The organism is Virgibacillus necropolis (assembly GCF_002224365.1).
GTDB classification, from domain to species: domain Bacteria; phylum Bacillota; class Bacilli; order Bacillales; family Amphibacillaceae; genus Virgibacillus_F; species Virgibacillus_F necropolis.
Genome location: NZ_CP022437.1, coordinates 358,916 through 381,307, shown reverse-complemented (window position 1 = coordinate 381,307; position 22,392 = coordinate 358,916). Strand labels below are relative to the sequence as shown.

The window sequence follows — 22,392 nt, the reverse complement described above, 5'->3', positions numbered from 1 at the left end:
ACAAAGCAGATAAGTAGTTTGCCAGATTGCTGGATTCGTTGAGTACAGTGAAAATCCTGCCAATCATTTCAGCAACGAAAGACGTTTTCAACTTCCTTTGTATACTGTATTTCATTTAAAAGTCTTTAAGGGGGTATTCATATGAACCAAACGTACGATTATGTAATTGTTGGCGGAGGTAGTGCAGGTTCTGTACTCGGCAACCGTCTAAGTATAGATAAGAATAGCAGTGTGCTTGTTCTGGAAGCGGGGCGCAATGATTACTTTTGGGATTTATTTATTCAAATGCCAGCAGCTTTGATGTTCCCCTCAGGCAACCGCTTCTATGACTGGATTTATTCTACAGATCCTGAGCCCCATATGGATGGGCGACGTGTCGCGCATGCTCGAGGGAAAGTGCTTGGAGGATCAAGTTCCATAAATGGCATGATATACCAACGTGGTAACCCGATGGACTATGATCGTTGGGGATCTGATAAGGGAATGAAAAATTGGGATTATGCCCATTGTCTTCCGTATTTTAAACGACTGGAAGCAACCTTTGGAGAGGATTCTGAAGAGTACCGCGGTCATCATGGTCCAGTAAAATTAAAGCGCGGACCTGCAACGAATCCTTTATTTCAAGCCTTTTTCGATGCAGGTGTTGAAGCTGGTTACGCTAGAACTCCCGACGTAAACGGTTTTCGTCAAGAAGGATTTGGCCCATTTGACAGCCAGGTGCATAACGGAAGACGGGTTTCTGCTTCACGAGCATATTTACGTCCTGCCATGCGACGCAAAAACCTTACAGTAGAGACGCGTGCTTTTGTTACCAGCATCGATTTTGATGGTACCAAAGCACAGGGTGTAACATACCAAAGAAATGGAAAGACCTATCAGGTTAACGCAGGCGAAGTGATTCTTGCCGGTGGTGCATTCAACACACCACAGCTATTACAATTGTCTGGTGTAGGAGATGCTAATCATTTACGCTCGCTTGGCATTGACCCAGTCCTTGACTTACCTGGCGTAGGTGAAAACCTTGAGGATCATCTCGAAGTATATATTCAGCACGCATGCCCACAGCCGGTTTCCATGCAACCCAGCTTAAATAAAGCTAAAATGCCTTGGATTGGCTTGCAATGGCTGCTTGGACGTACTGGCCCTGCAGCATCGAACCATTTTGAAGGTGGCGGATTCGTTCGTTCGAATGAAGAAGTTGAGTATCCAAATCTGATGTTCCATTTCCTGCCACTAGCGGTACGTTATGATGGAAAAAAGGCGGATACAAAGCATGGATTCCAGGTACACGTTGGACCGATGTATTCCAACTCCAGAGGTAGCCTGAAAATCCGTTCACGAAACCCTTTCGAGCATCCAAGTATCGTATGTAACTATCTGTCTACTGAAGAGGATCGACGTGAGTGGATTGAAGCAATACGCGTTGCACGGGAAATCCTTTCTCAGCCAGCATTAGCGCCTTACAGTACGGGAGAGATTTCACCTGGGCCTTCTGTTCAAACAGAAGAGGAAATTTTGGAGTGGGTAAAAAAGGACGCCGAAACGGCACTTCATCCATCTTGTACGGCAAGAATGGGTCCTGCTTCCGACCCGATGGCAGTTGTAGACCCAGAGACTATGAAAGTTCATGGCCTGGACAATGTACGGGTAGTTGATGCATCTGCAATGCCGCATACAACAAATGGAAATATCCATGCACCAGTGTTGATGCTGGCGGAAAAAGCAGCCGATATTATCCGTGGACAAAGACCAATGAAGCCCGAGTATAAAGATTATTACCGTCATGGCGTTCATGCGGCGGATGCAGGGACGGTTGGGAAGTAGGTAATTGTTGGGGAGCCGGGTATGTATCCAATCCCTTGTTTTGGAACTCTTTCACCCTATCTGCCGATAAAGAAGATAATCCAATATAATACAAGTTTATCAATACTAGAAGGAGACCGTTCTATTAACATGACCGGTCTTCTTCTTTTTAAAATTGGTGAAAAAAGCTGGAACGCTTTATTATTTGAAACTAATAACCTATTTCGCATTCTCGTCTGGTTGATGAATCCCAAATAAATTTCCTTCTGTGTCCACATAGTAACCCTGCCATGCCATTCCAGGAAGTGCGTATTTTGGCATCGCTACCGTTCCGCCACCTTCCATAATCTTTTGCTCAATAGAATCATAATCTTCCACACCCATTGTACAAGCGAATCCATTCAAAGGCTGGTTTGCTTCTGGAGGAGGACTCTGCCTTTGCATCAAAGCTCCGTTAATACCCATATCATTTTCATCACCCGTTACAGCTCCAAAATAAGGCATCCCCGCAAAATCAGTCCAATCTTCAAATTTCCAATCAAATACTTCACCATAAAACGTTTTGGCTCTTTCCATGTCATCCACATGAATTTCAAAATGAACTAATCTTCCCAAGCTATTCACCTACACTTTCATCAAATTTTGTTTACACTATGTAAATTCTTCATAGGACGTTCGTATACCTGCTTCAGTATTGAAAAAATATTAATACACATACCAACAGATTCTGTTTTTCCCTTCTCCTTCAGCCTCAAATAAGCTGGATGGCCCCTCGCTTCTGTCTGGGCAACTTCCACCTCTGCAATTTCCTTTTCTGCACACATCCGCACTATACGTTTCACAAAGCCCCATTTTTCTTTCCACTGTTCCATAGCACGTTTCCGTGCAGCCCAAACTAATGGTTCACCTACATCGGTAACCTCCTGAATCATGTCATTCGCAAAGCATGGCGTCATTGCAAAAAAAACTTCCTGTCAAAAATCCATACGCGTCTGTTGTAGTTGTTTTATTGTTTTGTTTCTTTTTTAGTTTCTTTTTTAGTTTCTTTTTAATTAATGGGTCCACTTTGTCGTCCATTTTGTGGGTCAATTTGTGGTTCACATTTCGCTCCATTTCTTGGTCCAGATGATGTGATTCATTACCCACATTCTCATACAAACAAATTATCTTATATACTGATGTCCGATTATCGGTTCCTGACGTCACCTGAATATATCCATTTTCCTCTAATTCTTTACATGCGCTTTTAAAGTTACTATCCGATAATCCTGCCTTACTGCTCAATTTTAACTCCGCAACCGAAAATTCCGCACACCAGCCCAATCTGTTATTAATATCCATCAACGTATTCCAAAGCGATCGCGCATGCACAGAAATTGGCTCCAAATCAATCCTTATATGAAATCCGTTCAACTGCTTAATATAATTCATCTTCTTCCACCCTTAAAATAAAATTTATATCTATATTTTATAATCGAAAAAAGATGTAGGTTTGGTGGCATCAAAAGTAAATTTTATAAATTCGCTTTTGAATTATTACTACCTGTGCATGGAGATTTAAAATCTCTCGGTACTTAATCACAAAAAAACACCTATACAATAAATTTGCACATATGTGCTCCTGTATTATATAGGAGGGTACAATAACTTCAATTTCTTATCCAAATATAGGTTTGTTCGAATGATTAAACAGTTATGTGTGGTATCTTAAAATCCAGTATCTATACAATATTCAACTAAAAACTTCATTTACTTATGATACGGTTCACCGTGGTGATTTAAAGGTAGCTAATTAGAAAAACTTCAAGTCTTACTCTCAGTAATCCCTAAAGCCAATAATAAATAAAAACAGAGATAAACCATATTGAGCGGTTTATTTCTGTTTCTTTAAAATTCTAATTCAACTAATTAAAGTTTATTTCTACAATTCCCTGGTGGTAGGGGGGCGAAATAGGTCTTTAACCATTTATATTATTGGGTTTTACACAGGTAATGTGTAAAATCTGTGTAAACATTTTTCATTTGAACCGTTAGCTTATTCAAGTTTTTCAAACACAATTATGCTAAATTATATATATTTTTTCTTATAAATATAGGTAGTGCGGTTTCAGGATCTCTCTAAAATCTTCCTTACTAATAATATCTTTTATATAAAATTCATATGTTTTATCTATAGAATAAATAATATCTTTAATATTTAGCTCAGGGTTTCTTAAGGTGTAGTGAATTAATATGGAAATTAAAGAATATAAGTATCCTCGAAGCTTTTTAACAAAGTAATGAATATCGAATGTTTTATTCATATTAGTATGTGTTAGAATATTCCGATGTCTATATATTCTTCTAATGTGTTGATTAACTATCTCTTCCTCTTCTTTTAAATACTGTTTTATATCATCTGTTGAACTTACTCTATTAACAAAACAATAAATATATGCACCTAATGTTATATCCCTTTCCATAATAGCCTTTTGATCTTCTTCACTCATGCTTTTAAGAATACTTAGTAACTCTTCTGGATTATATTTGACATCTTTTTCTTCAACAGAAGGTTCTAATATTGCTCCTTTTATAGACTCCAATGTTTCATGTAAATTATTCTGTGTAATTAAGTGCCAAATGTTATTTAAATCTTGCTTTAGCACATACATTAAATGAGCTTTACTCGAAATAGTTGTTACCCTAGAAATGATAGAGTTTTCGTTTAAATCCACACATATCTTTTCTAAACTGGACCACAGAATAACTAGTTGATTTTCTAATGTCATATCATCTGTATTTTCAATTAAATTTAGCAGATTATATATAACTTTAAAAGAGTCTATCTCATTTTTACTATTATGCAATGCAATTAGATAGTTTCTATAGAATTCTTCAATATTTATTTGTTGTCTTTTATAGTGTATATTTATTGTTCTAGGTGCAGCTAAGGTTATATTAAAATTTTTGTATATTTTTAAATCATCTTTCATACTAGTAAATGCTATATTATGTACCAGTCTTTTTTTTCTACCATTCTCTCTATGATTTATCCAGTTCAACTCTTTTTCAATATATTCAGCCATGTTTCTTACTTTAGTACGGTAATCAGTACCATCCAAATATTTAGTATCAAATAGATATAGACTCCCTTTTGATTTACCGTATTTTTCTTTGTTATTTTGAGTAATAAAAAAGTCAATTATATCTTCTTCATATTCTTTTATAAATCCATTATTTACTGTTTGCCAATTTTCGTCAAAAATCTTATATAACGCATAATCTTGTATGTATATTTTATCTTTTTCTTGAAGTTCACCAGGCATTTCGATCTTTAGAAAACATATTGGAAATTGTTTTTCCCTACTTTGCTCAAAGAAATCTTGAATTTTCAAACAGATTTTATTCCTATTATCAGTATGCTTTAAAATACTCTTAATCTTTTCAAATGATATATTATGAAATTTAAATTCTATTAATACATTATCTACTAAGGTTATTATATGTTTAAAATCTATTCTATTTTTATCTAACATAAATTGCACATTTTTAAAATAACCAATTTTCCTTTTTTTAAGGAAAGCTGTTAGTATAGTTCTAAGTAAATAAAAGTTTATTTCCTTTTCAGACAATGATTTTTGAATTGTTCTTAGATCATTCTTATATCTATTAGAAAAGCAAAAAAATGGGGAAGTGCTTATTAAATTGTGTAAGTCACTAATATAATCTTTCCTGCTTCTCCTCAGTAATTCAGCTGTTTTTTCATTAGCATTTTCAATATCTTTTTCTAAGTTCAAATATTCCTCAATTATATTAAAAAAACTATCATATTTTATATCATCATTAGAGTTGATTTTCTTTTCTAGTAACTCTACAAATAATTTCTTATGTAGACTCTCCATTTCTTTTTATACTCCCGTCTTGACTTTTTAGCATGATTTAGTTATCATATACATATAATAACATTACAAATTCAAAAGGTGTAGTGAGTACTTAAATTTCAGCTTGAGCTGTTTTAATACTTACTACACCTTTTTTAACTCCACTTGTTGAGTTTATGAGTGTATGATCCTTCTTCAAAGTATCTACATTTCATTGAAGTAAGCTCTCGACCATGATTAATCAAGAAAAACTCTATAATCACCAAGTGAACTAGCACTTGGCGATTTATGATATTTAATAATTATACCCTCTCTAATCTTGCTTTTGTTATTTCTCCATAAGTAATTATAGTCGCCCCAGCATTATAAAATGCATTACTAATAATCGCCTTATTAACAATGAAGATTTCTTTCGCAGTCCAGCCATCTCCAGTTAGTCTATAATGTTCCTTTATATCTTCAATATGCTCCTTAACCCAAGAAGTACGTCTTTTATGTTTTGTTGCAAAACATTTTTTATTGTCCTTATCTACGAACATTTTCTGATATTCCAAATCCATTTCATAAGGACTTTTGGAAAAATTAAAATCCTTAACTTCAGCTAGAACTATTCTTTTACGCTCTGGAATAATATATAGAACATCTATATCACCTAACGTATTACCTTTGTCATCTACTATTTTCTTATGGTTTATTTTCTCTAGATTTTTATCAACAATCAAGTCACTAATTTCATAAATTTTATTATATACCTGATTATTGAAATCGTCGCCGCGCTTATTACTAATCTTTCCAATTAATTTAGTGAGTTTTTTCCCTCTTGATTTCAGTTTGCCATCATAAATTAAATCTAAAGTGAACATTAGCATATGAAATAATTGTCTGTTTCCCCAAATCAATTCATCTTCTCTTATAATAACGGGTCTCCTAGTAAAGGATAATTCTCTATTAAAACGCCATGGATAAACATCCTCGGATCTATATGGTCTTCCCGGTTTAAGGTAATTCCCCCTCTTAGTTAGAGAAATATACTGAATCACCTTTTCTACTTTATCTATATTTAAATTTGTATTACTTTTTATAAGCCTATTAGCCAATTTACATTTTTCTGCTTTGTTCACTTCTCTTTTGTTCTCGTCTCCATAAGATATCATCCCAAAAATTGTATTGCAAAAATCATTAAAGGAAAATGAATATTCATCTAAAAATGCACTATTTAACTCCTCTTCGATATTAGGAAACTCTTCACGTGGTAGCTTTTCTCTAATGTTATCCGTTGATGTATTGTTTAATTGCCTTTCTTGCACTTCAGAATTAATTATTTGTAATTTATTAAATTCATCTTGCTTCATTCCAACTCTATCGGAATTTAATATTTCTACTGGTGTGTTGAATATGTTGTAATAAAACAAATCATTTTTATATGCCCAATCAATAATTAAAGAACAAATAGCTAATAATTTATCATATTGTAATTCACCTAAAATCTCTGTTCCATCAGGTGGGCATGCTGCAACATATTCTGCTAAAAATTTTAAAGCCCTGGATGTCTTATTTAATTCGTTAAAATCATTAAGTATTTCTTCCTTTTTCTCTGGATAACACGCTACATCATATGCGTACCTTTTCTGTACAAGCATTAGATTATACATAACTTTTTCCAAATCATTGACAACCAACTCTACTAAGTAATCAGACCGTAGTTTACTTATACTCGTTTGTAATAGCTTATACAAATAATCTACTACATACCTTGCTATTAATGATCTTTGTTCATTTTTAATAATGCCATATGACCATTTTCCCGAAGTTAAAATTTCACTTCCAATATCATCTAATAATTCACTCTCATCTCCTGCTTTTATTTTCCGAAAGTTTCTATCAAACATAGGCTTTAAATAAGGACTATTTATATATTCAAGTGTAAAGAATTTCTTCTTAAAAGGAGTCTCAAAGATAGTTTCCAGCTGCTTTTTCTCAATTTCTCCTTCAATTGTTAAGTTCCCTATTAAAACGAGGATCAATTCCATCATTTGTCTCTCCATACTATTATCTTTACAACTTAGATTTCTAAAGGATTCTGGAGTAAAATTTAATGTAACATTATTCTCTTTGGTTTTAAAACTGATCAAATCCATTAAATTACTATTTTGTTCCGCTTTATAATAATATTCATCAATGGATCCAGTTAATTTTATCTGTAATTTAATCGTATCGAATGCAAAAGTATATCGTTCTAAAATTTCACTGCATTCTGCAAGCCAATATGACAATGCATCAACAATTGAGAAATATAAGTTCAATTCTTCAAATTCTTTCATCTGTGGTGAATATACCCATATATTCACATTAGAAAACTCAACCAATAATGAAGCTCTAGGAACGTCAAATATTGTATCTGCATATATTTTTCTTGCTTTATCATTTAATACAACTTCAGAAAAAAAGCTGTCTTTATAAGATTCAACTAAATGCTTATTTTCCTTTTTTACTGCTCTAATTATATAATCCACTGAATCTCCAGGAGCAACGAACAATGTATTCTTTTTCGGGTTAAAATCATCATTTATATAGAATGAATAGTGATTATGAACATATATCTCGATATTATTTAATTCACTAAGTAATTCCGATGGTCCACTTCTTAGACTATTCTTAGCTCTAATATATCTTGGTAAGAATGCTTCATCGGGTTTTTCATTAATTGATATGCATTTTAATTCATAAGGATTTAATGCAAGTGGATGATAAAATAATTTTTTATTAAAACTCGCATTTATTCCTCTGCCATACGAATTAAAAATAATAATATGAAAAATATCCTCATTCTTTACTTTTTGCTCAGAAAGTTTTTTATGAAAGTATGAAATTCTTCTTTCTAGAAGCTCACTAAATTGATCGGATGGATACATATCAAAAATTGTTTCTTTTGAGTAATCTTTTCCATCGTCGCATATACACGTGACAAGCATAATTTGGTTATTACATACATTAAGTAAAGCTTCTTTATAATTGTTACGTTTAAGTAAATTTATTCCCCATTCTTTTTCTTTTATTTTTTTATGTCCCAACACCTCCAATGACCTTCGACAATCTTTCCATACAGACGCATTATAAGCATCAATCAGTTCTTCTTTATATCCATATTTATCTGCTAACAGGATAATCTTATGAAATACAAATGATGATAAAACAGAGATATTTAATATTATTGTTTCATTATTATCTCCTTTAAGAAAAGGCTTTACAAAGAACTTTTGTTCTTCTACTTTTAATGCTGTTTCTATATCTTCTTGTCCAAAATCAGAATACATTTCCTCCATTATCAAATCATCGCCAACTAAACACTTTATATAATCATTATCAACCGTAACAAGTCCTGCTATGTGTTCTAATTTCTTTTTTTCGGGAATTGCTATATTAACTTCTTCTATTTTTTTTACGCTTGCCAAATTGTAATCTAACTCTGTCGCTACTCTATTGGATAAACTAAGCACCAATTGAATCAATTGTGATACTGTTTTTAAAAATTGCATATCAAAATTATTAGTACGTAAAAATAATGTTTCAATAATCATTTGAAGGCAATATCCTGGTAGATAATTTATACCCGGGAAGATCAAATAATTTCCATAGAACATTACGTTTTCCACAAAAACATTTTCAGCAGGATCCTGACCCATTTTTAAGTTCATATTATCTATTTGATTTATTATTTTGCGGAATTTACCATTACTCATTTTATTAGTTGACGTGTACTCTGTTCTTTTTATTGTAAGTATAGATGTAATAAGTGCGTCGAAAAGAATACTTTTATTCTGATTTTCAGGCAATAAATTTAAAGCAGACACACGTGCAACAAAGTCATATACATTGTACTTTTTAATTTCATTTAAAATACTCTGCATTGCTTTGATATCATGCGTTTTATCATAAAATTGATTAAAAGTATCGAAAGGATTATAAGGATCAAGTTCATTTAGTACTTTTATTAATTCTTCATCTTTATGCATTGCATCCAGCACCATCTTTCCCAATATTTAAATATACAACAATGTAGCAATTTCTAGATGAATTTATTCTCTAACAGGAACTATGCATTCCGTATAGTCAGGATGTATTATAAATTTCGCCTAATACATTTCCATTATGAAAAGGGGGAGGGCGAACTAAAATATCTTTTATTATAATGAATTAGTTATTAGAAAACAGGGTAATACTGCGTTTCTTCTCATTCCTAACCTGCCCATCCTCCAAAACATATATATAAACCATCTCCAAAATATCACGCAAGTCCTCAAGCTCATTCACACTAAAGGCAAAACCAGGATCAGTAGTTAATACAATAAATCTTTGTTCTCCATTAAAGCGCTCGCTAGAAAAGTCTATCAATCCTAAATTATTATATTGTTTAACATTTAAACGGCCATTCGCACGCTCATACTCCGAAATAACATCGTAATAATCATTTGCAAGAACCCTTCGGCATTCGCCCATAGGCACAGCATCTAATGAAATCACTAGTTTAGGTGGTTTTAGCGATACATTCTTCTGTTGATTAACCAATTCTAGTCTTTCTTCCTTTTTGATGTCTAAATCCATTAATTTAGCGTTCATCTGATTGATCAATGCACTATTACGATTATCTACATTTTCCTTTTGATATTGATCTAAGCGTTTCAATGTTTCACGATATTGTTGGTTAAAGGACTTTTCCAGGAATGTATACATCTTGTTTAATTGTTTTTCTCTCTTACCATAAATTCTATCGCGAATCTCAATAGACTTTTCCATTATTTCTGTTATACATTGTTTGTTACCTACAACCTCTTCTTGAAAATCGTCCTCTACAAATTGGTTATAAAAAATCCAATTAGGATCTAAAGTAATTACTTCTCCAGTATCCCTCTTACCAAAATGAATCATATGACTTTCTAGAATTTTACCTGTACCATCCACAACGGTTATTTCATATAATTCCAGATGTAACTTTTCTGGTACATTCGTACTTATTTTATAATGTTTCCAGGAGTACCCTTCCGTTTCTTGTTTCATTAATTGTAATCCAACATTTAATAATGGATGGGTCTCATTAATCACTGGAACATCGTCCGTCGCTGTTTCCAGTGAATTAGTGAAACGATAACTTTCAATCGGCTTTTCATCTAATTCAGGGATTTGATCACGAATAAACTTAGGTAACCTTTCTATTCGATAGACTTTTTCATCTTTAGATATCGCAATTCTAACTCTTTTTTTCGCTAGAATATAGGTCGTAAAATCCGTATAAGACCTTAGCGGAATACGATGAATCATCCAATTGTCTTTCTGTCTTTTTAATGATGGTAGATTCATTTCATCTTCTATCATTCTTTCTTCTTGAACTAGATCAATTAATTTCTGATGTTCATTAGAAAGTGTTTTATCCATATTTTCAATAATCTCATCTAACTTTTCTCTATCAACAATTGCCTTTTGCATTAAATCTGCAAGACTATCATAATTATCTTCTAAAATTTCACCAATAAAATCATAAACTAAATCTGTTCCTAAGTCTGATTGCATTTTCTCCATCTTATCAAGTAGCTTCGTCATCACAGTCCCTTCTCTTGTGTTTTTCGCCACAAGATTAAAGACAAATACTTCATTTTTTTGGCCGATTCGATGGATCCGCCCCATACGTTGTTCCAGTTTATTGGGATTCCAAGGTATATCATAATTAATCATTTGATTACAAAATTGTAAGTTAATCGATTCTCCACCGGCATCAGTAGCTAACATGATTTGGCAATCACCACGGAATAATTCTACTTGCTGCCTGCGTTTATCCATAGAAAACCCACCAACAATTTTGGCTATTTTGGATACCCGTTTTGATAGTTTTTCTTCTAAGTAGTTTAATGTATCAACTGCTTCTGTAAATATGATTATTTTTTCATTTTGCTCTAAGAATCCCATCCATTCCAAATAAGGTTTCTTCTAATTCTTGATACTTCTTCTCCACCTCATAAAGTTTAATACGTTCTGCCTGCTTTATAAGGCCCTTTAATACAAGAATTTCTTTTTTTAACTCTTTCATATCTACTTCAGCAACAGATAGTTCAATTTGTTTTTCTACCTTTTCCTGATGTTCATTACTCTCTTCCAAGTAATTATCTGTTTCAATCCGTTTCATCTTGTTAAGATACTTTTTACGTTCTACATCTGTCTGCTTGTATAGTTTAACTAAACGTCTATATAAGTGATAAATAAATGGCATCAATCGATGAACTTAATCGTCTTTGCAAGAGCATCATTGCAAATGCTGTACTTTGACTTCCATTATTAATCGCTTTATTGAAATACTCTCTTACATATTCTGTAACAGAATCATATAAATCTAGTTCTTCCTCTGTTAATTCAAACTGGATTGTTTTTGTTGTGCGTTTTGGAAAGATGGGTGTTCCATCGAAATTCTTAAGATTTTCCTTTAATCGTCGAATAATAAATGAATTAGATTTTTCCCGTAAACTTTCATTAACCGTACTACTTGTAAAAACATCTTCATCGATCAATTTCATCAAATGACGGAAATTCTCTGAATCTCCTTTATGTGGTGTTGCAGTTAGTAATAATACATGCTCTGCTTTATGTAAGATGGACTCACCTAATTGATATAGTTTGGTCCGGAAAACTTTTTTCTTTGCTGTGCCTTGCGTATAGGCAGCCATTTTATGTGCTTCATCCACGATGATTAAATCATAGTTTGCTACTTGTATTAATGGACGGACATCACCCCGAATCGCCCAATACATCGACGTTAGAATATAGTTATTCTCAGTAAAAGGATTTTTTCTTCCATATTCCTTTAGTACTGTGCGATTTACAATATGAAAATGAAGACCAAACTTTTGCTCTAACTCTTCTTGCCATTGTTTTAATACGAGAGGTGGAACCAATATCAGAATTCGATCCATCTGGAATCTCGCAATAAGTTCTTTCATCAACATTCCAGCCATAATTGTTTTACCAGCACCAGGATCATCCGCTAATAAAAATCGAACGTTTGGTACTTGCAACATTTTCCCATAAACCGCTTCAATTTGGTGTGGTAATGGTAACAATTTTTCATTTCCTAATGCTCTTGAATTAGAAAATCTCATTTCATTTTTCAGTAATCTATATTGAATATATTTCTGTATGTCTTCCGCAGCTATATTATTTTGTTTGCTTTCCATATACACCTGATGGAATTCGTTCAACTTTTCCTTTTCAATCATTAAGTCATAAAAATAATTGGTATCTTGACCAACTGCTTCAACAATAAAAAAATCTGCAATTGCTTCACATTTTTTTATTTCTACTACCTCTGGAAAATATGAACTTGATACAATATCTCCTATTTTCAACATATAGCATCCTCCAAGAAACGAAGTAAATAAGAAGAAAACCTTATTCAACATAGAATAAGGCTCTCTACACTCTTTCAACGACTAGATTTTCAACACCTTGATAATGGAATATAAAATAATCCTTACGTTCCCTCAACTCATGTAAATTCAAGTCAAATTGAAACGGGAAAAACAAGGCATGACTTGTAATCGTATTTACATATAAAGATTCACTATCCAAGACAGACAAGACAGTTCCAAATAGCAAGACTTGCAATAACGGAGTTGAAATGGAAACCTTATCGTTTTGTATATATGATCTATTCTCGCTAGGCAGAATAATCTCCCAAGCTTTCAAACTTGAAATGACAGCACTAGTAGCGACTTCTACTCTTCTGCGGTCACCATATGAATCTTTCATTCGTTTACCAATGGACATGCTAGATACTGTATCCTGTAATTGAAATAAACGACCAAATTCATTTACAACTTCTTTGAAAAATGGATAAGCAATAATCATCATGCACCAATGGGCAAATAATCGCTCTTCTTTGCTAAAGTCATTAATATCAATTAACACTTCATCTCTAATATTTGTAATACGATGAGGAACGTTATACCAAATTTTCATTAGCATCGTAATTACATTTTTACGAGACTTTGCACCCGTAATATCTTCGCGCAGATATCCATCAAGGACGGCGTACATATCTTTCTTTGAAAGCTTTCTGGATTGCTTTGCGGTATAATCTAAATAATGTAGTAAAACTTTCTGATCAAATCCTACTGGTTTGGTCAATTCAACCCACTTCCCTTAATTGGTTCAACTTTGACAAATGGAACAATTACCTCTTCGATACTGATTCCACCATGTGTAACAATATCCTGACCCTTAGGTACGAAGGCTTGTCCGTATTGTGCTAAGAGTACATGATAATCATCAGGTAATCCAACATTGGACCATTTTATTGCTGGTAATTGATTTGCTGAATCATCGTAAATCGTACGGTCGTTATAGATTCGAACCCGTTCACCTTTTTGTTCAACTAGCACGCCTTCAGATATACGTCCAATACCTATTGCATTGGTGTTGCCATGATCGGATGTAAGAAAGATGGTGAATCCAGCATGATGTAAATTGGATAACAAATTTACAAGATAATCTGATTCTAACCATAATTGTAATTGCGATAGGACACTTTTTTCACCAAGTACGGCGTGATGAGAAAATTGGTCAATCACATCCACAACAGCTCCGTACACTTTCGTAGCTTTTCTTGCTAAACCTTTTATTTTAGCGCTATCGTACGTTTCCGCTCCTAACCCTTTTTGATAGGTTACATATTGTTTTAAAACACCATGTTCTTCCCAAAACGCCTTCCAGCCCTTTTCCTCAGAAGATGTTGTTGTAATATATTTACCAAATGTTAATGGGGTATTTCCAGAGAAAATCGCTTGGCGAGACACAGAGGTTAAGGTTGGAACCCAGGCAAACACCCCATCTTCATCAAAGGAAAAACCTTTATCTTTTAGATAGTTCCTTACGATTAACCATTCAAAATAACTCATTCCGTCTAATACTAATAACGCTACTTTTTCATTAACATCTTTATCATTATTTATTACATGGGCAATATGATGAACCAATTTTGGCTTTGGATAAGGTGGCAAGCTGGTTAAAGAATGATAATGATTCATCATCCAAGACGTAAAGGATTGATTTACTTTATTCATCAATTCATCCTGATTTTTTCCAATACTTATCGATGATTGTTTGAATTCAGCTAGATATTCCATTATATTTATCCAGTCTTTATACTTTTTAGCATTGGCAAGTTTGCTAATTATTTCTTCATAAAGATAATCCAGTTTCTCTTCTACATCTTCTCCTGGTTCTTTCACTTCAATACCTGGTCTCATCCAATCTGGAAAATTGGAAGCATCTATTCCTTTTGCTTTTTGCAATGTTCCATCCAAAAATAAATCATTCATCATGCGACGTACATCACCATCAGCTAATGGGCTGCTGTATTCAATAGAAAAAGAATCATTAATTTGGCCTTTCTTGAAAGTAGAAACTTTCATAACTAGACTCTTCCACTTACCTTCAAGAAATTGATAGAAAAACGATGAATTTCCTATTAAATTCTTTAACGGTATATTCTTAAAAGCATGAACTTGATTCCACTTTTCATATAAAAATTGTCTTACTACTTCAGGAATATCTTTCTTTTGATAATGAATGGAAAGCAGGACTTTATATAATCCTACTTCTCCATCAATGATTTCATAAGGAATCTTATAAAAGCTTTTTATTATAAAAGCCAATGTTTCTTGTTCAGATGAAGTACCTTGATAGGAATGATGAAGCCGATATAACTCATCGAAGTCATCTCGATTCATATTCCGAATAATATTTGCAGAGAACTTCGGAAAAATCGTCTGAATGTCCATTTTTATTTTTAATGATTTTTTGTCAAATTCATAAGGGAAGAAGATGTCTTCATTGGCAAAGACGATAAGCTTTACGTCCTTTTCACTACCACGAATTTTTTGTTCATAGATGTAACGAAATGTCATGCTGTCCTCATATCTTAGAACATGATAACCACTTTCTACCAAATCATTTATAATAACTTCTTCATTTAGTAAAAAGTCAAAGTCGTAAATAAAAAGAAAAGAACTGCTTTGATTCTTAAACTTTTTTAATACAACATCTCGCCAATTAGACATCTCTTACTCCCCCTATAAACCTAAACGAATACAAGCATTATCATAATACATTAACAATTTATCATCTTCTTGAATCACTTTCTCTGGAATACGTTCACCAACTTTAACAATACTTTCAAAGTCTTTATCACTGTATGCTTTCTTAAATCCAGCACGTATAGCTTCAGTTCGGAAGGTTTTTAGTTTCTTTTTGTTTCCTTCTAATTCCTGTAAATAACCATCATATTCACGCAATAATGATTTCTCACGGAGTTTTTCCAAGTCCGCTTGTTTATTTGGATCTGGCACATACCAACGATGCATTGCTTTTTCAACCACTGTTGTATCATTAGGTTCTAAGCCACGTAAATCTTTATATGTTCTTCTTAGATAGGTAAGAATTTGATTAGGAACAGTGCCTTCTCCATCATATCTTAGAAAGTTTTGATTTAGTAGATCATCTAGTTCAGGAAGCTTTTCATGTTTTGCTATGTGTTGTAGTTCTTTCATAAAACTTGGATGAATGTCTTGGCGCGTTTGCGGTTTTTTCATTAATTGTTGACGAAGCCATTCTATTGCACTGTTTTCATCTGAAACAAATAAACTCATCTGTGTAAATTCCCTAACTAGAGTTCGTTTTTTATCATATTCGGCAACTTGATTTTCCAAGAAAGCCATTCCATCACGCATCGGAAAACGCTGTACTACCCCTGCTTGGAACTCAGCAGAAGATACAGGTACGGGTAAGCCATTTTGTACATGATAAGTTACCATACGATCAAAAAGGATACGAGGTGTTCGTTCTGTAATAATTGATGCTTCACCTTTCAAGCCCATAAATACAGGTAGTTTCTCCAAATGTTGCGATACGAAAGTCCAAGCTGATTCAGATGTATTCGTTTGTTCACGCATCTTTATAATATTTTCTTCAGCAGGTTTGTACGCAGAAATAACTAAATCTTGTTTTACAGCTGTAGCTGAAGTCATTGCGTGAAATCCACCACGTTGCTTATCAAGGGCATCTACACTTGCAATAATAAATCCTGATTCTTGTAAAGCATACTGAATAGCATTCCATACACTAGCTTTAGTATTGGAAAATTCTACAGTTATCCACTTATCTTGCTTTAATATTCTGAACGCCTCTTTAAAACTGTCAAGCATTAAATTTGTATATTCTCTCAAAGATTTACCTTGAACATTATTTTCTATAGCCTCTTTTTTATTATTTGTTAATATTTTCAACCAAGATTCTCTTGCGAAACTCATTTCAGAATACATTATATTAGCACCAAAAGGTGGGTCTATAAAGATGTAGTCTACTGAATTTGATAGAATATTCAATGATGTACTGCTCTGAGTGGTTATAGCGTTACCGGAATAGTCATTCCAAGCATTTACAATTTTATTTAATTGAAATAAAGCTTGAGATAAAAAATTGTTTTCAACCGATAATGGTGGGAAATATAAAGCATTTGCCATAGGTCCTACTAAAGCTCTAAACCCTTTTTCTTTACTATTATATTGAGGCATATACCTATTCATCTTAGTCATTTTTGGTAGGACACTTCCTAACAAAAATTGAGCATCATTATAGTGAATTGAATCTTTAATCTTCTTTAAATACGAACTTATTAATAAGTTAACACGCTCTGTATAAAAATGATGTACTTTATTAATACCAATTCTCAATGGCTGAGCGGTATTATAGCCTTCGAATAATTCTGTAACTTTAATTGATTTAAATGTTTCATCTAAAGTTAATAATTCAAGAATTTTATAATCCAAAATTCCTGGTAATTTATTTTTTCTTGACTTTCCAGAAGAGTAATTTATTTTAATAAGGCTTAATTTAGGATGATTAATAATTTCTCCAGTGACTAAATCTGATTTTGCTTCATAAACCCTCTCCCAATCATTTTTTTTACCTTCTGCTCCGCATTTAGGACATACTAAATTTTTTTTAACAGATTTCTCATCTTCATTTACATTTGCATCCCAAAAAGTCATTTCGTTTAAGCAGCTATTACATAAATAATTTTCGCTCCAGATAACATACTCTGTATTTGCTAACAAGTGATTATATTTGTTTATAAAACTTTTCAAATCATTAATTGTATAAAGTGCTTCAATTTCTTTGCTAAGTTTTACTTCAACTTCACTGGAATTAAATGTTTTATACAACCAAGAAAATTCTTTTTCCATATCTTCAAGTAGATTATATAAAAATTTAGAACCAATTTCTTTTTCCGCTTTTTTATTATAATTATATGAAATAAACGTTGCTGCTGGGGATAAATCACATAAAATACTGCGTCTATTACCAATTTGAGAGAATTTATTTCCTTCTTCATCAAGAATGAAGTCTTTATTGACTTTATAACCTAAAGATTGAATCTCTTCTTTACTTTCACACATTTCACTTGCTAATCCAGTCATCCCTGAACCACAAAAGCCATCATAAATAACATCACCAGGTTTAGTATAATGCAAAATATATTTCATAATAGCTTTATAAGGAACCTTAGTATGATAACTGTGTGCATTATATATAGTATTATTTTTGCCTTCACTAATATCCGCGGAAAATGGTTTACGATGATACTCTTCTTGTGGATCACGACCGTACTTTGTAAACTTTTCTTCCTCCCACTTCTCAATAAAATCATTTATCCAAGGATTTGAACAAGCCGTATAATAAGGAGGATCTGACAATGCAATAATATCCTCATCTTCCCCATTAGGAAATCCTTCAATTTCCTTCAGTTTTGGCAGTTTTTTTCTTAATTCTTCACGAAAATATACTCGTCGTTCTTCGTCATTTTCAAAAGTTATACCTAAGCAGATAACAGGTTCTTTATCTGCTTGAGACTTTTCTTCACCAAATGACAATTGTGTTGATTCTTTCTCCACTGTTCTTTCCTCCCTCTTACTTTTTAACTGTTAGACGTACTCGGCTTTCATCATTATTCCCAACCATTGCTCTAAGTAATTTCTCAAAATTATGCTTTGCTTCCTGTATCGTAATCGGATTTCCATCTCCTACAACTTTTACTAATTGCTCTACGTCAATTTTCTCTTGATGAATCCCTTTTAATACAATATTGATTGCTTTTATTAGTTCAACAGAGATTGGCAAATGAAATGTTTGATCTTCTATAAATGATTGAATGAGTTGTTTTTGTTTTCCTTCTAATAACTCAATACTTCCTTTCACAACCGGATCATTAAAGTTTGTTAATAATGTATCTGTCCATTTGGTAAGAATGGAATCTAGTTCTTCATCTAATTCTTCTATCGATACCTTCTCCCTATTCAATTCCTCCCTAGGATTGAAATGGCAGTTAGGGCATTCTGGACGGTGTTCTAATTTGTCAGCTGTTAAATGATAACAATCCTTTAATGACTGGATTTTTCCTTTCCAATCATCAAAGACATTACTTGTTCGAAATAATTCCATTCTAGTTGACAATAATTGAATAGCATCATGTCTATCATCCTCTAGTAATGCTGCTTTTCCCCTATTTTCTGTTGCATTTAACCTATTTCGTTGATGTAATTGAAGATAATGATCGATATATTCTTTTTTCAAACATTCTAAATCTGCAATTTCTTGAGAACAATCTTCATCATGTTTCAATGCAATACTTAAATTATCTAGTGCAATATCTACATCGTTTATCCACTCCTTGCTTGGAGAAACAATGTACCTTGCTTTCGTTAAGTAATCTGCAACTTTCGTGTACTCAATTAAACGTTTCTGTAAACTTTCTAGCTTATTGATAAGTTCTAAATGGCCCTTTTCCTGTTCAATTCGAGCTATATCATATTTCAAGTTCACTATTTTAGCTCTTGTATTATATACTTGAAGACCTTGTAAAAATTCATTTAAACTGTTTAGTTGGTCTGTATATTCTTCTGCTTCTTCAGATATAAATAACGGGCCATCCCATTTTTGAAATTTTTCCCGTAAATTTGCTAACATCTCAACCGTCCGACTTGTTTCTCTTTTTGCTCCAGAAATAATTTGTATTATAACCCGATCGACAGACTCTGTATCAGAAAAGTCGACTTTGAACGTATCAAACATATCTGCTAAGCCCTGAATTTCCGGAATTGGCAGACCACTTGGTTTTTTGATATGGCTAAAATAGGTAATATCTTCTATAGGTAATCGAACAAAGTCAGAGAAATTCATTGCTTCATATGTTGTTCCACCGATCGTTACCACTATTTCACCACTTTGAATGAGTGAGCCAAGGATAACGACAAGTAATTCTGGTTCTATATCAAATTTTCTAGTAAGGCGCTGGTCAGGAGTACCTTGAACAGTATTAATTACTTCAATGAGTTCATTCTGATTTAATACTTGTCCTCTTTCCTTCTGCTTCAACAAATCAACAACCCAATTTGCATACGCAGATTTCCTTGTAGTAGGTTTTCCATTTTGATCAAGTAGAATGAGACCGTCAAGTATTGCTTCACCTTGTGCTTTTCTTTTACCATTTAAATAATCCAGGGCATCTTTTACATACGTATGCATATTCCCTTTCGTTAAAAAGGATCGATCAATTTTTCTAAATGATGGATGTTCACTATACTTCACTTCAAACCATTTAGATAATAAATCCTGAGAAACCGTGTCTATTAAATCTACTAATGTATCCGGGTTAGCTGTTAATAAAAAGCCATGGTCCATTACACTAGCACTTTTCCCCTTATATACGATTTCATAAGCTTCAACAAAATGCTCTTTAATCCATTTAACTAGTTTTCTTTGATATTCTGTAATTTTAGGTTTATATAAATTCTTATTTGTTGTTGTATAATTGTACATTTCTGTTGCTCCACCATATAAACGTAGCAATTTAATAAATTCACCATTCTTTTTCTTCAACCTAAAGAAAACTTCATCTTCTTTTTCTTCATCTTTATACTTGGGCTCATCGAATGCTTGAAGCATGTAAATGTAAAAATCTCGTTCAGGTTGTGCAGTAGAGCGGTCGTTTGGTGCACCAAAGAATAAATAACCTTGGCGTTTGACACGACGGTCCATCCAAGGAATCTCGTGCAACCAAATTTTATAACCATGGACATATGTATTATCTGATACTTCTGTAGCATTTTTTAATACGTCAAAGTAATAACTGTCCAACTTACTGTTATCCAACATTTCACCTCGTTGGCTAATCAATTCATCAACCGGAATAGCCTCATCAATATTTATATAATATTGGCCGTTCTCATCATTCAACGAGATAAATTGAAAACTTGCAACATTACGCAAATCTCTCATCGCCGCATCAATCGTTGTTTTCAAAAACTCTGCTACATCTTCATCAAAATCTAACAATGTCGGATAGCTTATAAAAAGTTCATCGCGCATTGCTTCGGAAGTTAGACCAATTGGCGTATTCAAATCATCGGTTGTTAGGCGAAATACAGCCAAAGCATCAACCATCTTTTCAGCCATCGCTTTATACTGCCGCTTCACTCCCGTTTGAATGGTTCCTTTTAATGTATTCACCTTATCCATGATTACTTTTACGCGGTCATTCGATCGTAGTGAAGAATCCTCAATGATATAATTCCAATAACTGTCAAAGGAAATAAAACCCGTTGCATCCTCTGGCACTTCTTTTGAAATTAATTTCTTTATTTCATCACTTATCGTTTTAAGAGCAACACGTTTTTCAGCGATATTTACCCTTTCAAACATTTCAAGATATGCAGGATGGATTGGGAACATATTGACGTATGTTTCCATTTCCTCGGACAAACCATTATACATTTTTGTGAATTTGCTTAGATGTTCTCTAATTAATGCTTTTTGTTCCTCATTTTTATTTAATAAACGTTCGGAGACAACAAACGCAATATCTTCGCGAACAATCCGTGTTTCTTTAAACCGTTCTTTTACTCTTCGTAATGAATCTGCAACAAAACGGAAATGAGGATTATCAAATAGCATTTCCTGTACGCCAGAAATAAATCGAAAACGGGAATTACTACAAACTTCCCCCATTTCTCTTAAAAAGCCGAGATCCAATGTCAATTGCATTTCATTTCTACTACGTAAATAATCCAATAACTCATCTATAACTAAGAGTAACCCCTGATCTGGATATTCTTCATGGAATAAATCCATCATTTCGTATAACATATCTTTGTTATTAGTAACTTGGTCAGCAGGTGGGAATGTATAATCAATCCCCATTCTTTCTAGTCCCTTTTCCAAGTGTTGGCAAATTATATCGCGTAAAGACATCGTAACAGCACCAAACTCTGCACGAATTACTTTAAATTTACCTTCAATTTCTTTCGCCTTTTCAGCTACCTTCTCATAACGGAGATACTGGCTTGATTCAGGTAACTCTGCTATAGTAGAAACAACACTCATTAAGTGTGATTTACCTGACCCATAGTTTCCAACAATCAGCATTCCACGGTTATCTACCATACGTTCAAATTGAAGGTTTTCAAAAATATCATCCATTAACTTATCTGCCATATGATCAGAAATAACATAGGATTGCAATAGTGAAATTGCCTTATCTTTATCATCTGCCTCTCTTAATTGTATGACTGATTCAATTGGTTCAAATGATATTAAATCATTATAACGAAGCATCATCTATTCCCTCACT

13 protein-coding genes are annotated in these 22,392 nt (G+C 33.2%); 1 reads left to right on the top strand and 12 read right to left on the bottom strand.

Annotation, left to right across the window (positions count from 1 at the left end; translation table 11 throughout):
• Window positions 1–141: 141 nt before the first annotated feature.
• Entirely contained in the window at window positions 142–1,824 is a 1,683-nt protein-coding gene (gene betA / locus CFK40_RS01990) for a choline dehydrogenase (RefSeq protein WP_089530427.1), read from the top strand.
• A 198-nt stretch (window positions 1,825–2,022) separates the two neighbouring features.
• Here the strand turns inward: betA and CFK40_RS01985 are convergent, their stop codons facing one another.
• The 12 genes from CFK40_RS01985 to CFK40_RS01940 all read right to left on the bottom strand — a co-directional run bounded on the left by CFK40_RS01985 (window position 2,023) and on the right by CFK40_RS01940 (window position 22,379).
• On the bottom strand, window positions 2,023–2,418 hold the full coding sequence (locus CFK40_RS01985) for a VOC family protein (RefSeq protein ID WP_089530426.1): 396 nt from the start codon (window positions 2,416–2,418) through the stop codon (window positions 2,023–2,025).
• Between the two features lie 20 nt (window positions 2,419–2,438).
• Window positions 2,439–2,759, bottom strand: coding sequence for a hypothetical protein (locus CFK40_RS01980; RefSeq protein WP_089530425.1), 321 nt, complete (start codon window positions 2,757–2,759; stop codon window positions 2,439–2,441).
• Window positions 2,737–3,234 carry a hypothetical protein gene (locus CFK40_RS01975; RefSeq protein WP_089530424.1) on the bottom strand — a complete coding sequence of 166 codons (498 nt, stop codon included), beginning with the start codon at window positions 3,232–3,234 and terminating at the stop codon, window positions 2,737–2,739. Before CFK40_RS01975 ends, CFK40_RS01980 begins: the two co-directional genes overlap by 23 nt.
• Window positions 3,235–3,887: 653 nt before the next feature.
• Complete coding sequence (locus CFK40_RS01970; RefSeq protein ID WP_089530423.1) at window positions 3,888–5,684, bottom strand: hypothetical protein; 1,797 nt, start codon at window positions 5,682–5,684, stop codon at window positions 3,888–3,890.
• Window positions 5,685–5,965: 281 nt separating this feature from the next.
• Entirely contained in the window at window positions 5,966–9,676 is a 3,711-nt protein-coding gene (locus tag CFK40_RS01965) for a hypothetical protein (RefSeq protein WP_089530422.1), read from the bottom strand.
• A 181-nt stretch (window positions 9,677–9,857) separates the two neighbouring features.
• Window positions 9,858–11,621, bottom strand: a complete 1,764-nt coding sequence (locus CFK40_RS21600; RefSeq protein ID WP_319418046.1) for a C-terminal helicase domain-containing protein — start codon at window positions 11,619–11,621, stop codon at window positions 9,858–9,860.
• The gene (locus tag CFK40_RS21595) at window positions 11,599–11,922 is read right to left on the bottom strand and encodes a hypothetical protein (protein ID WP_319418020.1); all 324 of its coding nucleotides are present in this window, start codon (window positions 11,920–11,922) and stop codon (window positions 11,599–11,601) included. The genes CFK40_RS21600 and CFK40_RS21595 overlap by 23 nt, the downstream gene beginning before the upstream one ends.
• Window positions 11,897–13,054: a DEAD/DEAH box helicase gene (locus CFK40_RS21590; RefSeq protein ID WP_319418019.1), complete on the bottom strand. Its 1,158-nt coding sequence runs from the start codon at window positions 13,052–13,054 to the stop codon at window positions 11,897–11,899. Before CFK40_RS21590 ends, CFK40_RS21595 begins: the two co-directional genes overlap by 26 nt.
• 64 nt (window positions 13,055–13,118) lie before the next feature.
• Window positions 13,119–13,832, bottom strand: a complete 714-nt coding sequence (locus CFK40_RS01955) for a hypothetical protein (RefSeq protein WP_089530421.1) — start codon at window positions 13,830–13,832, stop codon at window positions 13,119–13,121.
• On the bottom strand, window positions 13,829–15,766 hold the full coding sequence (pglZ, locus tag CFK40_RS01950; protein ID WP_089530420.1) for a BREX-3 system phosphatase PglZ: 1,938 nt from the start codon (window positions 15,764–15,766) through the stop codon (window positions 13,829–13,831). Before pglZ ends, CFK40_RS01955 begins: the two co-directional genes overlap by 4 nt.
• A 12-nt stretch (window positions 15,767–15,778) precedes the next feature.
• Window positions 15,779–18,658 carry a DNA methyltransferase gene (locus tag CFK40_RS01945; protein WP_089530419.1) on the bottom strand — a complete coding sequence of 960 codons (2,880 nt, stop codon included), beginning with the start codon at window positions 18,656–18,658 and terminating at the stop codon, window positions 15,779–15,781.
• A 16-nt stretch (window positions 18,659–18,674) separates the two neighbouring features.
• Entirely contained in the window at window positions 18,675–22,379 is a 3,705-nt protein-coding gene (locus CFK40_RS01940; RefSeq protein ID WP_227001846.1) for a DUF6079 family protein, read from the bottom strand.
• Window positions 22,380–22,392: the final 13 nt, after the last annotated feature.

Bases quoted from the DNA above. Each gene is read 5' to 3' on its own strand.
- CFK40_RS01980 (WP_089530425.1), bottom strand. From the start codon at position 2,759: ATGACGCCATGCTTTGCGAATGACATGATTCAGGAGGTTACCGATGTA.
- betA (WP_089530427.1), top strand. From the start codon at position 142: ATGAACCAAACGTACGATTATGTAATTGTTGGCGGAGGTAGTGCAGGT.
- CFK40_RS01940 (WP_227001846.1), bottom strand. From the start codon at position 22,379: ATGATGCTTCGTTATAATGATTTAATATCATTTGAACCAATTGAATCA.
- CFK40_RS21590 (WP_319418019.1), bottom strand. From the start codon at position 13,054: ATGTTGAAAATAGGAGATATTGTATCAAGTTCATATTTTCCAGAGGTA.
- CFK40_RS21595 (WP_319418020.1), bottom strand. From the start codon at position 11,922: ATGCCATTTATTTATCACTTATATAGACGTTTAGTTAAACTATACAAG.
- CFK40_RS21600 (WP_319418046.1), bottom strand. From the start codon at position 11,621: ATGGGATTCTTAGAGCAAAATGAAAAAATAATCATATTTACAGAAGCA.
- CFK40_RS01975 (WP_089530424.1), bottom strand. From the start codon at position 3,234: ATGAATTATATTAAGCAGTTGAACGGATTTCATATAAGGATTGATTTG.
- CFK40_RS01965 (WP_089530422.1), bottom strand. From the start codon at position 9,676: ATGCATAAAGATGAAGAATTAATAAAAGTACTAAATGAACTTGATCCT.
- pglZ (WP_089530420.1), bottom strand. From the start codon at position 15,766: ATGTCTAATTGGCGAGATGTTGTATTAAAAAAGTTTAAGAATCAAAGC.
- CFK40_RS01970 (WP_089530423.1), bottom strand. From the start codon at position 5,684: ATGGAGAGTCTACATAAGAAATTATTTGTAGAGTTACTAGAAAAGAAA.